Consider the following 13,294-nt stretch of genomic DNA (forward strand, 5'->3'; position numbering starts at 1 on the left):
TCACGCCTCCAGATCAGCCAGGACGGTCGGCAGTATCCCGGCGGCCTGGGCGACCGCGGCGGGGGTGGTGTCGAGGTGATCCAGCAGCCCCTCGACGTACGACACGTCGACCCGGACCTTCTGCACCCGGCCGTCCACGTCCCGCATGACGAACTCGCGGAAGCCGAGCCGGGTGGCGGAGGTGGTGTCGACGGCGGACAGGGAGGCCAGGGTGGCCTCGTAGCCGTCGTCGACCGGCACCCGGAGCAGCCGGAGCGCCTCGGAGGCGATCTCGGTGTCCTCGGCGATGCGGCCGACGAAGACGGTGGAGACGAGGTTCTGGACGTCGAGGCCGAGGATGTCCTTCGGGTTCTGCGAGGCGACCAGGGCGGCGAGGTTCCACTTGCGGGAGTCCCGGGCGAGGCGGACCAGGAAGGACCGGCCGGAGCGCCAGCCCTCCATGAAGTGCGCCTCGTCCAGGCCGACGAGTTTGCGCGAGGACATCGACCCGCCGTAGCAGCGGCGGACGGCGAGCCGGTGCGCGGTGTGCAGCATCGGCAGGGCCAATGCCTCCTCGGCCGACCAGTACTCGCGTTCGATCTTGAGGTCGGGCAGGCGGAGGCCGGCCATGGTGATCACGGTGAGCGCCGCGCCCGCACCGAGCAGCCCCTCCGGCGGGCGGCCGAAGAAGAGCATGGCCAGCGGCATCTCGGCGGTGTCGAGCAGCAGGTGGGCCAGTTCCCGACCGGCGTCGTCGTCGAGCCCTTGCAGGCAGGCGACCACATCGTCCAGGGTGGACGTCTCCTCGGCCGGCACCTGGCGTACCGCGTGCCGGAACAGGGTGGCGGTGGACGCCTCCCGGGCGACCTGCGGCGGCACCAGCATCATGCAGATGTCCTGGACCAGCATGCGTCGTTCGGCCCGGGCGTTGGAGACGGCGATCTCGAACTCCCGGTCGCCCGCCGCCCCGGAGGTGAACTCGCTGCGCAGCGGGGTGGGGATGAGCGCGTACGGGGCCAGCGTCCCCGGCTCCGAACCGGTCAGGTTGAGCACCCGGGCGTACGGCTTGAGCTCCGGCATGGCGCAGAGCCGGGCCAGCGGACCGGACGGGTCGAGCAGGGTGACCTGCACGCCCCGCCGGGCGGCCAGGTAGCCGAGCGCGCCGAGCAGGGTCGACTTGCCACCACCGGGTTCGGCGACGAAGACGGCGAGCCCGGAGCGCTCGCGTACCTCCATCGGGAAGTGCAGGTCGAGGAAGACCGGCCGACGGCAGGTCCCGGCGGTACGCCCGATCAGGTCGCCCCGGCGGTCGCCGACGGTCGACGCCGCCTGGGGGAGCGCGGCGGCCAGCAGCGGCACCGGCATCCGGCGGACGTACCCGGTGTTGGCGATCGGTTCGCCGGGGATGAACTCCCGGGCCAGCCAGTCCTGGTTCTTCGGGTGTTGCAGGGAGATGCGCAGTTCCCGGGAGTAGAGCTGGATGAGCCGGCGGGCCCGTTCCATGCACTCCTCGCGGGTCCGGCCGCCCACGGCGATCCGGTGCCAGCCGTGTGCCCGGGCGGAGTCGACCGGTAGCCCGGTGGTCATCTCGTCGCCGATCACCAGCGCCCGCTTGGCGAGCCGTTCCAGCTCGGGCGGGGCGTCGATGCCGTGCTCGGCGTAGTCGAGCTGCTGCGACCGGATCATCCGCAGCCGGTGTTCGAGGTTACGGAAGGAGTCGCCGGAGCCGAGGATGTCGACCCGGGTGGAGATTTCCATCGGCCAGGGCAGCCGTTCGTGGAAGTGCAGCCACGGCTCGTGCCGTTCGGGGATCTCCAGCGGCTCCATCCGGCCGACCGCGAGCACGGCCACGTGCCGTTCCTCACCGGTCATCCGGTTGACCAGCTTGACGGTGGTGCCGTACGGGGTGCGGTACCGCTCGACCTGTTCGGTGAGGGCGAGCAGGTCGCCGCGTTCCCACCGGCCGTTGGTCACCGGGGAGAGCGCACCGGGCGGGGCCATGCACAGCGCCACCGAGCGGTAGAGCAGCCATTCCAGCTCCTGCGCGGTGACCCGCCTGCCCCGCATGCCGAAGCTGCCCAGCACCTCGTCGAACTGCTCGACGGTACGACCCAGCTTGCGGCGTTCGCCGTCGGCGGTGCCCTTGCCGAAGGCGCGCAGCAGGCGTTCGGTGAGGGAGTCGCCGAGGGAACGACGGGCGAAGGTGACCCCCAGGTAGGTCTGCCCCTCGGCGTGGTTGACCGACATCAGGTGCTGCTGGGCGGCGACCAGGTGGTCGGCCCAGCCCGGCGTGCCGGGGACGTCGGGCAGCGGCGACGCGGTGTGCGCGTCGATGGTGCGGGCCCACTCGTCGGCGGGGAACGGCCTGGTGGTGCGGCGCAGGTGCAGCCGGAAGCCGGCGAGGCCGGCGTACTGCTCGGAGATCGCGGAGAGCAGCGCCTCGCGTTCGGCGTCCGGGCGGAACGCCCACCGCACCTCGGGGAGCCAGTACCAGGCGGTGACCGTGTTGGGGGTGAACGTCAGGTGCCCGGCGATCTCGGTGATGGCCAGTTCGATCGACGGGTCCCGGTCCCCGAACTTGATCTTCGGCGGGCGTACCCGGACCGGTTTGGTCGCCGCGGTACGGCGGCTCGCCGCGCGTTCCCGGGGCGTGGCCAGTTCCCGGGGGCCGGAGTCCGCCGGCGCGATCCGGTCGGCGTCGACGGGTGCGGGGCGGGCCGGTTCGGCGGCCAGCGCGCCGGTCGGGGCGATCACGGCCTCCGCCCGGATCGGTTCGGCCGGCTCCGGCCAGCCGGGGGCGACGTCCTCCGGCCAGGCCGGTTCGGCCGTTTCCGGCCAGCCGGGGGTGGGCACCACCGGGGTGGGCCGGGGCCGGGCGGTCAGCGTCGCGTCGCGTCGGGCCGACCCGGCGTTCTCCCGGCGCGCCTGTTCGGCGGCCTCGCGTCGGGCCTGTTCGGCGACGTCCTGTCGGATCTGCTCGTCGGCGTCCCGGCGCGCCTGTTCGGCGGCCTCGCGTCGGGTCTGTTCGGCCGCCTCCCGTCGGGCCTGTTCGGCGGCCTCGCGTTCGGCCTGCGCGGCGGCCTCCCGGCGGGCCGCGTCCGCCGCGGCCTGTTCGGCGGCCTCCCGGCGGGCCCGCTCGGCGGCCTCGCGCCGGGCGCGGTCGGTGGCCTCCCGGGCCCGTTCGGTGGCCTCCCGGCGGGCGCGTTCGGCCGCCTCCCGCGCGGTGAGCGGTTCGCCGGTGTCCCTGGGGAACAGGTCGGTGGGCACCCGGCGCGGTGGCCGCTGTGGTGCCTCGGCCCGGCGGTCGTCGGTCGGGGCCGCCGTCGACCGGTCGCCCTGCTGGTGCGGGACGCGGGTGCGCGCGGTGCGCCCGGCCGGTGGGGCCGCCTCGATGGCCGCCGGGGGGCCTGCGCCTCGATGGCCGGCGGCGGGGTCGGCGCGGGGCTCGGTTGGTGCGGTACGGGGCGCTGCTCCCGGCCCGGACCCCGGCGTGCGGGGGTGCCGGGCGACGGGGCGGTGCCGGGGCGGGGGCCGCCACCGAAGAGGTCGAGGAAGGGGGAGTCGATGTCGGTGCCGTCACCCACCAGCATCGGCGCGGCAGGCGTCGGCTCGGCCTCAGGGGTGCCCCGGCCGGGGCTGGGCCGGGGGGCCTGGAACACCCCTACACCGCTCTGACCCGGGCCGGTGAGCAGGGAAGGGTCGTACGGCTCGTCGTCCCGCAGCTCCTCCTGGGGGTAGTCGAACGACCGCGCACGGTTACCGTGCGGGGCGCTGTGTCGTCCGGCCGGGAAACCCGGCGTGGAAGAGCGACTCATTCGACCGCCTCACCCGTGTGGTCCGACTGCCCGATTCGGGTACGCCCCGTCATGCCAGTTCCTCCCGGATCCTGATCCGGCTGCCGACCAGGCGGGGGTCCCGCAGTTCGGCGGCCGGTTCCCGGGTGCGTCGCCAGTCGGTGAGCGCGGTGCGGATGACCATCCGCGCCGGCCGGTCCGGGTCGACGTACCGGAAGATGAACGAGGTGCTCACGATGGCGAGCGCGATCTCCCAGGCGGGAAAGAGCTCGACCTGCAACGTGAACAGCCAGTGGATGAACATGTAGAGGGGTACGAGCAGCATGAACAGTCCGTACTGGGCGTACGGCAGGTGGACCGGAAGGGTGTAGCCGGGTGGCCCGAGGTAGACCAGGCGGGCCCGGTAGATGTCGTCGTCGGTGCGCAGCCGCATGTCTCGCCCGCGCCTATTCGAAGATCAGATCGATCAGGTAGTCACCGATGAAGAAGAGTGTTGCCGCGCCGGCGATGAAGGCCAGCCCGACGATCGCGATGGCCGAGCTGGTCAGCACCTTGGAGATCTCGCCCCGGCTGGCCCGGCCGATGAAGATGACGCCGAGCACGGCGAGCAGGATGGGCGCGATCTTGCTGGCGAAGAAGGTGACGACACCGTTGGTGTCGATGCCCTTGGGGGCCGGTTCGGCGAGTGGCGTCGTCGCCAGGGTGTGCAGCACCTGTGCGACGCCGGAAGACGTCGTCTCCATCAGCTCGAAGGCGATCACTGGAACCTCCCCATAACGCGGCCGGCGGTGCCGCGGTGGTGCAGTAGGCAAGCCTGGCGGGAATGTGCTCACTGTGCACGGCGTCGATGACGCGGCGCGGGTCTCCCACCACGGAGAGTGGCGAGATTTGGGGGGATTTTCCCGCTTCGGCCCTCCCTCCAGGCTTCACCATCTCTTGATGCTGGGCAATTCCACAGCGTACGGGCCGCCCTCCTTTGCGACAAGCCGCGAAGAGTCGACCCGATTCGACCCGGAAGACCGATCGTACACCTGTTCCAACAGGCACGTCAGGGTGGCCGTGGAGGGGTCGGTGGGGGTGCCCGGAGCGGCCCGATGCGACCGGTACCGTCTAGTCGTGACCGATCTGGTACGGGCGCAGGCCCCGGTGGTGATGGGCGTCCTCAACGTCACGCCCGACTCCTTCTCCGACGGTGGCCGGTACGCCGACCTCGACGCCGCCGTCGCACACGGTGTGCGACTGCACCGCGAGGGCGCGCACCTGGTCGACGTCGGAGGCGAGTCCACCCGCCCGGGTGCCGACCGGGTCGACCCCCGCACCGAGGCGTCCCGGGTGCTGCCGGTGATCCGCGAACTCGCCGCCGCCGGGGTGCCGGTCAGCATCGACACCACCCGCGCCCCGGTCGCCGAGGCGGCCGTCGTCGCCGGGGCCGCCGTGGTCAACGACGTCTCCGGCGGGTTGGCCGACCCCGACATGGCCCGGGTGGTCCGCGACGCCGGCTGCCCCTGGGTGCTCATGCACTGGCGGGGACACTCCCGGGGGATGCGCGAGCTGGCCAGCTACACCGACGTGGTCACCGACGTCCGGGCCGAACTGGCCCAACGGGTCGACGACGCGCTGGCCGCCGGGGTGGCCGCCGACCGGCTGGTGATCGACCCCGGGCTCGGCTTCGCCAAGACCGCCGCGCACAACTGGGAACTCAGCGCCCGCCTGCCCGAACTGCTCGACCTCGGGCTGCCGCTGCTCTTCGGAGCCAGCCGCAAGTCCTACCTGGGCCACCTGCTCGCCACCCCCGACGGCACCCCCCGGGACACCGACGGCCGGGCCGCCGCCACCATCGCCACCAGCGTGCTCGCCGTCGCCGCCGGTGCCTGGGGGGTACGCGTGCACGACGTCCGGGGCACCACCGACGCGCTCGCCGTCTGGTCGGCCACCGGCCGCCCCCGGCTCGCCACCACCGGCAACGACCCGGCCCCCACCGGCCGGACGGAGGGAGGAACGTGACCGACCGGATCGTCCTGACCGGACTGCGGGCCCGGGGCCGGCACGGCGTCTACGACTTCGAACGCGCCCAAGGCCAGGACTTCGTGGTCGACGCCGAACTCGAACTCGACCTCGCCCCGGCCGCCCGCTCCGACGAGGTGACCGACACCGTGCACTACGGCGAGCTGGCGCAGCGGCTGGTCGCGGTGGTCACCGGTGAGCCGGTCAACCTGATCGAGACGCTGGCCGACCGGCTGCTCGCGGTCTGCCTGGCCGAGCCGCTGGTCACCGCCGCCACCGTCACCGTCCACAAGCCCGAGGCCCCGATCCCGCACACGTTCACCGACGTGGCCGTGACGATGCGGCGTACCCGGTGACCCGGGCGGTGCTGTCGATCGGCAGCAACCTCGGCGACCGGATCGACCACCTGCGGGCCGCGGTCGCCGGTCTCGGCGACGCGGTGCTGGTGGTCTCCGGCGTCTACGAGACACCCCCGTGGGGCGACGCCGACCAGCCGGCGTACCTGAACGCGGCGGTCATGGTCGCCGACCCGGCGGCGACCCCCGACGACTGGCTGGCGCGGGCGCACGCCGCCGAGACCGCCGCCGGCCGGGTCCGCGACCCGGCCCGCCGGTACGGGCCGCGCACCCTCGACGTGGACGTCGTCGCCGTCTGGGACGACGGCGGCCGGCCGGTGCTCAGCGACGACCCCGCGCTGACCCTGCCGCACCCCCGCGCCCACCAGCGCGCCTTCGTGCTCCGCCCGTGGATCGACATCGACCCGCACGGGCGGCTGGCCGGGCACGGCTGGCTCACCGACCTGCTCAACGCCGAACCGGTCGCCGGGGACGCCCTCGAACTGACCCCCCGCCCCGATCTTTCGTTAGAGTCGGACACATGAACCAGTGGAGCCGGCCGGTATGACGTCGTCCCGACCGCCCCGTGACCGGGAGCCCGACGGGTCGAGGATGGGCCCCACCCGGTTCTCGACCCTGTTGGTCGCCGTGCTCGCCGCCGCCGCCGTGGCCTGGTTGCTGATCAGCAGCTTCTACTACAGCGGCATCCCCCGGCTGCCCTGGCTGCCGGTGGTCACCCTGGCCGGGCTGGCCGTGCTGGAGGCGTACGCGGCGGTCAACACCCGGGGGCGGATCGAGCGCAAGCCCGGCCGGGAGCCGGTCAATCCACTGCTGGTCGCCCGGTTCGTGGTGCTGGCCAAGGCGTCCGCGCTGGCCGGGTCGATCTTCCTCGGCTTCTACATCGGGCTGACCGGCTGGCTCTTCGTCGAGCCGACCAACGCCGCCATCGAGGACCGGCCGGCGGCCGGGGCGGGTGCCCTGGCCGCGCTGGCCCTGGTCGCCGCCGCGCTCTGGCTCGAACGCTCCTGCCGGGTCCCCGAGTCCGACGACGACGCCGACGACCGGGCGGACCGACCCGGGCGGCGCTGACAGGGGTTACGCCCGCCCCCGGCGCGCGGGTACGGTGCCTGGCGACCGGAACACAGTCAGCCGTCACCGGTGACGGCCGGTCACCTGGGAGGCGCGCCGCATGGTGTACGACGACCCGGGCCGGACCGCGTCGGCAGAGGTGCCCGCGACCGTACCCGAGAACGTCCTCGACGACCCGGAGCAGGGGGAACCCGGCCGGGACCGGCTCGGCGTGCACGTGGTCTGGGAGCTGGTGCTGCTGCTCGCCCTCGCCGCGTTGGCCTACCTGCTGTGGCGGGACGACCCGGACGCGCTGCGCGGTGCCGGCCTGCGGCGGCTGCTCGTCGACGCGGTCGCGCTCGGCCTGCTCGTCCTCGCCGCCGGGCTGAGCCTGCGGACCGCCGCGGTGAATCTGGCGATCGGCCCGGTCGCGCTGGCCGCCGCGTTGCACTTCGCCGAGCAGGGTGACCGGGGGGTGTCCGCCGCGGTCGTCCCGGCCCTGGTCGTCGCCGCGCTGGGCGGGCTGGCCCTGGCCTGGGCGGTGGTGGTGCTGCACGTGCCCGGCTGGGCGGCCAGCCTCGCCGCCGCCGCCGGGGTGATCGTCTGGATCGAACGGCGGGACCTGCCGGTGGCGGTGCAGGCCGACTACGATCCCCGGCGCAACGCCTACTACCTGTTCGCCGGGTTGGCCGGGGTGGTCGTGCTGCTCGGCGCGTTCGGCGCGATCCGGACCGTACGCCGGCTGGTCGGCCGGTTCCGGCCGGTGGCCGACCCGGCCCGCCGACGCGGCATGGCCGCCGCTCTGGTGACCTCGGCCGGGCTGATCGCCTCCACCGTGCTGGCGATGCTCGCCGGGGTGCTCGTCGCCGCCAACGCGGAGGGCCCGGTGACGCCGACGTCGGGACTGGACTGGACGGTGCTCGCGGTCGGCGTGTCCATGTTCGGCGGCACCAGCGCGTACGGCAGGCGGGGTGGGATCTTCGGCGCCCTCCTCGCGGTCGGCCTGGTGGTGACCTACCTGGCCTGGGCGGACGGTGCCGGTGCGCCGACCGACAGGTGGGCAGTCGGCGGGACGGCACTGGCCGGTGGGCTGCTGGTCACCCGGCTGGTCGAGACGTACGGTCGGCCCCGCACCGTCCCGGGTGAACCGGTGGAGCTGCCGCCGGTGCGGGACGGGGCGATCAGCTCCGGTTGGTCGATGCCCCCGGGCGGGCAGGAGCGCAACTGGACCCCGGCCCTGCCGGAGCGGACGACCGACGACACCCCGCCCGACCCCTGGGAGGCACCCCGCTGGCAGAGCGCCCCGCCCCGCTGGGACGCCGACGAGCGGTGACCCGGCCGACCGACACGCCGCCGGCCGCTGCCGTGGGCGGGCGTGGACGGCGGGCCGGCGACGACCTCGCCGGTTAGGCTCGCGGGCATGACCGAGACTCCTTCCGCCGGCACCGGCCACACCTTCGACCAGCTCGACGCCCTCTCCACCGAGGAGCTGCGCGAGCGGGCCTTCGCGCGGGCCCGGGAACGGCGGGACGTCGGGTTCTTCTGGTCGGTGCTGCGGCACCTGCCCAACGCCGACGAGGCCGCCGCGCTCGACGGGGCACCCAACTCGGTGGGGCCGACCATCGACGAGGCGGCGGCGCTGTGGCGGGAGCTGACCGGGCACGGCTACGAGGAGTCGGCGCCACTGCTGCGGGCGGCGTTCATCGACTACCTGATGAAGCACTGAGCGGCCGGCCCGCCGGCTGGCGGGAGAGGTTTGCCGGCCGTGGCGGGTCGGGAACTTCCCGCCGCATGGCCCTCACCCAACGCCCCCGCACCGTGCAGGGGTACGGCACCGCCGCCGGCACCGGCAGCCTCGCCGCGCTGATCCTCGTCGTCGTCTGTGGCAGCCCCTGGTACGTCGGCTGGGCCGAGGCCCACACCGATCCGAACTCCGCCGGGGGCTGGTACCTGCGGCTGCTCGCCTGGCCCGCCTGGCGGGTCGGGTCGACCGATCCGGAGCACGGGGTGCTCGCCACCGACCTGCGGGCCATCCTGCTGCTGCTGTTCGCCGCGGGCCTGCTCTACCTGCTGCCGGCGGGTCAGGTGGCCCGGGTGCCCGGGTCGGCCAGCCAGTTCTTCTCCGGTTGGGCCGCGTACACCCTGGCGGCGGCGGCAGCGACCCTGCTGGCGGCGCTGCTCACCGCGGACGGCCCGCTGCTGGCGGCCTTCGAGACCACCGGCACCGGGGCCGGCTACGGCTTCTTTGCCGGCTGGATCATCGGGCTGGCCAGCCTGGGCGGCCGGGCCTGACCCGCCGGGTGGCTAGCTGCCGGGCCGCCCGAGGTCGAGCACCCGGGCCCGGCTGAGCGTGCCGGCCGGCCGGCCGTCGGCGGTGACCACGACCGCGTCGGTGCCGGCGGTCAGCATCGCGGCCAGCGCGTCGTACGCCGAGCGGCCCAGCGGTAGTTCCGGCAGGGTGGCGTCGGTGGCCTCCCCGTCGAGCACCTCGCGGGTGACCGGGGTGACCGCGAGCCGACGGATGCCCCGGTCCGCGCCGACGAACTCCCGCACGAACGGCGAGGCGGGCGTGCCGAGCAGCGCCGCCGGGGTGTCGTACTGCTCCAGTCGGCCGCCCTCGGAGAGCACCGCGATCCGGTCGCCGAGCCGGACGGCCTCGTCGAGGTCGTGGGTGACCAGCACGATGGTCTTGCGGACCTCGGCCTGGAGCCGGAGGAACTCCTCCTGCAACCGGGTCCGCACGATCGGGTCGACGGCGGAGAACGGCTCGTCCATCAGCAGCACCACCGGGTCGGCGGCCAGCGCGCGGGCCACCCCGACCCGCTGCCGCTGACCGCCGGACAGTTCGTGCGGGTAGCGGCGTCCGAACTGGGCCGGGTCCAACCCGACCAGCTCCAGCAGTTCGCCGCTGCGCTGCCGGATCCGCTCCTTCGACCAGCCGAGCAGCCGGGGTACGGTGCCGACGTTGGTGGCGACCGTCTGGTGCGGGAACAGGCCGACGTTCTGGATGACGTAGCCGATCCGTCGGCGCAGTTTCACCGGGTCGACCCGGGTGATGTCCTCGTCGCCGAGCAGGATCCGGCCGCCGGTCGGCTCGATCAGCCGGTTCACCATCCGCAGCACCGTCGACTTGCCGCAGCCGGACGGGCCGATCAGCACCACGAGCTCGCCGGCCGGCACCTCCAGGCTCAGCTCACGGACGGCGTCGGTGCCGTCCGGGTACCGCTTGCGGATGCCGTCGAGCGTGATCGAGGCGGCGCTGTGTCCTGCGTCGCCGGTGCCCCCGGGGGTAACGTCCACGTGTGTCCTTCCACCTGAGTTACCGGGCCGAGCCGGGTAATCCGTGGTTCTCCTGGCAGTACGTGCGGGACAACTCTGACACCATTCTCGCCGCGCTGCGCGAGCACGCCTCGCTGACCGGCCGGGCGGTGCTGCTCGCCGCCCTGGTCGCCCTGCCGCTGGCGGTGGTGGCCTACTGGTACGGGCGTCTCGCCGGGCCGATTCTCGCACTGACCGGCGTGCTCTACACGATCCCCTCCCTGGCCCTGTTCGCGTTCATCGCCCCCTACCTGGGCATCGGGGCGGTGACCGTGCTGACGGTGGTGGTGCTGTACGCGCTGCTGGTGATCGTCCGCAACGCGGTGGCCGGGCTGAACCAGGTGCCCCCCGAGGTGCGTGACGCCGCCGAGGGCATGGGGTACGGCCGGTGGGCCCGGCTGTTCCGGATCGACCTGCCGCTGGCCCTGCCCGGCATCCTCACCGGGGTACGCCTCGCCACGGTCTCCACCGTCGCGCTGGTCACCGTCGGGGTGGTGATCGGCCGGGGTGGCCTGGGGCAGCTGATCTTCGCCGGCTTCCAGAACAACTTCTACAAGGCCCAGATCATGACCGGCACCCTGCTCTGCGTCCTGCTCGCCCTGGTGCTGGACCTGATCCTGGCGGGCGTGGGCCGCCTGCTCACCCCCTGGCTGCGGAGCCGCCCCCGATGAGCGCGGCGCGGTGGAGCCCCGCAGTCACGACCAGGGGGCCGATCCGGTGAGCCCCGCAGTCACGAGCGAAAGGCAGACCCGGTGAACCCGGTGCAGCAGGCGGTGGTCTGGCTCAACGACCCGCTCAACTGGACCAACCCCGGTGGGGTGCTGGACCGGATCGGGGAGCACCTGAGCATGTCCGCCGCGGCGGTGCTGCTGGGCTGCCTGGTGGCCTGGCCGGTCGGCCTCTGGCTGGGGCACTCCGGGCGCGGCGGCGGCGCGGTCGTGCTGATCTCCAACCTGACCCTGTCCATCCCTACCCTGGCGCTGCTCACCATCCTGCCGCTGACCTTCCTCGGCTTCGGGCGACCGGCGGTGGTGGTGGCGCTGGCCGTGTTCGCGGTGCCGCCGCTGCTGGCGAACGCGTACACCGGGGTGCGGCAGGCCGACCCGGAGGCCCGGGACGCGGCGCGCGGGATGGGGTTGTCCGGGTGGCAGGTGTTGCGCCGGGTGGAGTTGCCGCTGGCGGTGCCGTACCTGGCCGCCGGGTTCCGGACGGCCGCCGTGCAGGTGGTGGCGACGGCGGCGTTGGCCTCGTTCGTCAACGGCGGCGGGCTGGGCCAGATCATCCGGGCCGGTTTCGGGCTGGACATCGCGGCCGGTGGCGGGCAGATCATCGCCGGCGGGGTGCTGGTGGCGGGGTTGGCGTTGGCGGCGGAGGGGGTGCTGGCGCTGGTCGAGCGGGCGGTGACCCCGCGACCGCTGCGGCGTACCCGGCGGGCGGCGAACCGACGGGCGGCGGACGCCACGGCGGGGAACTGATCCCGTTCCGTGACGATCACATGACGAAACTGGCTCAGGGTTTGTCGGTCGGCCCGGAAGGATATTGGCTGAACCCGCGGGCGGCGGCCGTCGCCCGTCGGATACGCGGCCGGCCCACTCCGGGTCGCGCCGGGACACGGAAGGCGGGCACGATGCGCGTACGGACACGGCTGGCGGTGGGCGCGGTGGGCGCCCTGACCCTGGCGGGTCTGTTGACCGGGTGTGGGGACGCCGGTTCGTCCGGCACCGACGCCCCGGAGCAGGGCGCCAGCGGTGCTGGCTGCGCCCCGGTCGCCGGTGACCAGCTCGTCGTTCTCGACGACGACAAGAAGCTCCAGAACACCGACAACATCATTCCGGCGGTCAACGCCAAGGTGGCCAACCCGCAGCTGCTCGCCGCGCTGGACAAGGTCTCCGCCGCGCTGGACACGCCGAAGCTGATCGCCCTCAACAAGGCGGTCGACGTGGACCGCAAGACGCCGAAGGCGGCGGCCGAGGAGTTCGCCTCGGCCAACGGGCTGACCACCGGCATCGCCAAGGGCCCGGGCGGGCAGATCGTCGTCGGCGCGGGCAACTTCTCCGAGAGCCAGACCCTGGCCGAGCTGTACAACATCGCCCTGACCGCAGCCGGTTACCAGGTCAAGGTGCAGCAGATCGGCAACCGCGAGCTGTACGAGCCGAGCCTGGAGAAGGGCGAGATCCAGGTCGTCCCCGAGTACGCGGCGACCATGGCCGAGTTCCTCAACACCAAGGCCAACGGCAAGGACGCCACCCCGGTCTCCTCGCCGGAGCTGGACAAGACGGTCAGCGCGTTGAAGTCCGAGGGTGACAAGGCGGGCATCACGTTCGGCACCCCGTCCTCGGCGCAGGACCAGAACGCCTTCGCCGTCACCAAGGCGTTCGCCGACAAGTACGCCCTGAAGACCATCTCCGACCTGGCGGCCAAGTGCTCCGGCAAGGACACCGTGCTGGCCGGCCCGCCGGAGTGCCCGCAGCGGCCGAAGTGCCAGGCCGGTCTGGTGGAGGTCTACGATTTCAAGGCCGGTTCGTTCAGCTCGCTGGACGCCGGCGGCCCGCAGACCAAGAATGCCCTGAAGACCGGCACCGCCAGTGTCGGACTGGTCTTCTCGTCCGACGGCGCGCTCGCCACCAGCTGAGCGTGATCCCGGTCGCGGTCGGCTGGTCCCGACCGCGACCGGGCCTGCCCCGCAACGGGCTGTTCGTGCCCCGCTGACCAGGCGGGATGCCGGTCCGCAGTGATCCGGTCGCGCCGACCGTACCGGCTGAGATCGGGGCAATTCTGCCCTGGGACCGTTCCCAC

13 protein-coding genes and 1 pseudogene are annotated in these 13,294 nt (G+C 73.6%); 10 read left to right on the top strand and 4 right to left on the bottom strand.

The genetic code is table 11. From position 1 onward, the window contains the following. The 3 genes and pseudogenes from JQN84_RS06025 to JQN84_RS06035 form a co-directional block, all read right to left on the bottom strand. Positions 1–3,022: pseudogene (locus tag JQN84_RS06025) on the bottom strand (ATP-binding protein); the annotation flags it as partial. 821 nt (positions 3,023–3,843) lie between these two features. Then, on the bottom strand, positions 3,844–4,206 hold the full coding sequence (locus tag JQN84_RS06030; protein WP_067302246.1) for a hypothetical protein: 363 nt from the start codon (positions 4,204–4,206) through the stop codon (positions 3,844–3,846). 13 nt (positions 4,207–4,219) lie between these two features. Then, positions 4,220–4,534: a hypothetical protein gene (locus tag JQN84_RS06035; RefSeq protein WP_088643869.1), complete on the bottom strand. Its 315-nt coding sequence runs from the start codon at positions 4,532–4,534 to the stop codon at positions 4,220–4,222. Positions 4,535–4,889: 355 nt separating this feature from the next. Between JQN84_RS06035 and folP the strand changes: the two genes are divergently transcribed. The 7 genes from folP to JQN84_RS06070 all read left to right on the top strand — a co-directional run bounded on the left by folP (position 4,890) and on the right by JQN84_RS06070 (position 9,472). Continuing rightward, positions 4,890–5,777 carry a dihydropteroate synthase gene (folP, locus tag JQN84_RS06040; protein ID WP_204957453.1) on the top strand — a complete coding sequence of 296 codons (888 nt, stop codon included), beginning with the start codon at positions 4,890–4,892 and terminating at the stop codon, positions 5,775–5,777. Further along, entirely contained in the window at positions 5,774–6,133 is a 360-nt protein-coding gene (folB, locus tag JQN84_RS06045) for a dihydroneopterin aldolase (protein WP_204957454.1), read from the top strand. The genes folP and folB overlap by 4 nt, the downstream gene beginning before the upstream one ends. After that, positions 6,130–6,657: a 2-amino-4-hydroxy-6-hydroxymethyldihydropteridine diphosphokinase gene (folK, locus tag JQN84_RS06050; RefSeq protein ID WP_204957455.1), complete on the top strand. Its 528-nt coding sequence runs from the start codon at positions 6,130–6,132 to the stop codon at positions 6,655–6,657. Before folB ends, folK begins: the two co-directional genes overlap by 4 nt. A 67-nt stretch (positions 6,658–6,724) precedes the next feature. Further along, entirely contained in the window at positions 6,725–7,201 is a 477-nt protein-coding gene (locus JQN84_RS06055; RefSeq protein ID WP_372445921.1) for a DUF3180 domain-containing protein, read from the top strand. 100 nt (positions 7,202–7,301) lie between these two features. Beyond that, positions 7,302–8,513, top strand: coding sequence for an ABC transporter permease (locus JQN84_RS06060; protein WP_204957457.1), 1,212 nt, complete (start codon positions 7,302–7,304; stop codon positions 8,511–8,513). An 87-nt stretch (positions 8,514–8,600) separates the two neighbouring features. Further along, positions 8,601–8,906, top strand: a complete 306-nt coding sequence (locus JQN84_RS06065; protein WP_088643875.1) for a hypothetical protein — start codon at positions 8,601–8,603, stop codon at positions 8,904–8,906. Positions 8,907–8,971: 65 nt separating this feature from the next. After that, on the top strand, positions 8,972–9,472 hold the full coding sequence (locus tag JQN84_RS06070) for a hypothetical protein (protein WP_204957458.1): 501 nt from the start codon (positions 8,972–8,974) through the stop codon (positions 9,470–9,472). A 12-nt stretch (positions 9,473–9,484) separates the two neighbouring features. Here the strand turns inward: JQN84_RS06070 and JQN84_RS06075 are convergent, their stop codons facing one another. Further along, a complete protein-coding gene (locus tag JQN84_RS06075; protein ID WP_204957459.1) occupies positions 9,485–10,480 on the bottom strand; it encodes an ABC transporter ATP-binding protein in 996 nt (331 codons plus the stop codon). Positions 10,481–10,482: 2 nt separating this feature from the next. On the opposite strand from JQN84_RS06075, the gene JQN84_RS06080 reads away from it, so the two are divergent. The 3 genes from JQN84_RS06080 (at position 10,483) to JQN84_RS06090 (ending at position 13,130) form a co-directional block, all read left to right on the top strand. Further along, entirely contained in the window at positions 10,483–11,169 is a 687-nt protein-coding gene (locus tag JQN84_RS06080; RefSeq protein WP_204957460.1) for an ABC transporter permease, read from the top strand. A gap of 81 nt (positions 11,170–11,250) precedes the next feature. Next, positions 11,251–11,973, top strand: coding sequence for an ABC transporter permease (locus JQN84_RS06085; RefSeq protein ID WP_204957461.1), 723 nt, complete (start codon positions 11,251–11,253; stop codon positions 11,971–11,973). 152 nt (positions 11,974–12,125) lie between these two features. Then, positions 12,126–13,130 carry a glycine betaine ABC transporter substrate-binding protein gene (locus tag JQN84_RS06090; protein ID WP_204957462.1) on the top strand — a complete coding sequence of 335 codons (1,005 nt, stop codon included), beginning with the start codon at positions 12,126–12,128 and terminating at the stop codon, positions 13,128–13,130. Positions 13,131–13,294: the final 164 nt, after the last annotated feature.

Source organism: Micromonospora humidisoli, assembly GCF_016900955.1.
GTDB lineage: Bacteria > Actinomycetota > Actinomycetes > Mycobacteriales > Micromonosporaceae > Micromonospora > Micromonospora wenchangensis.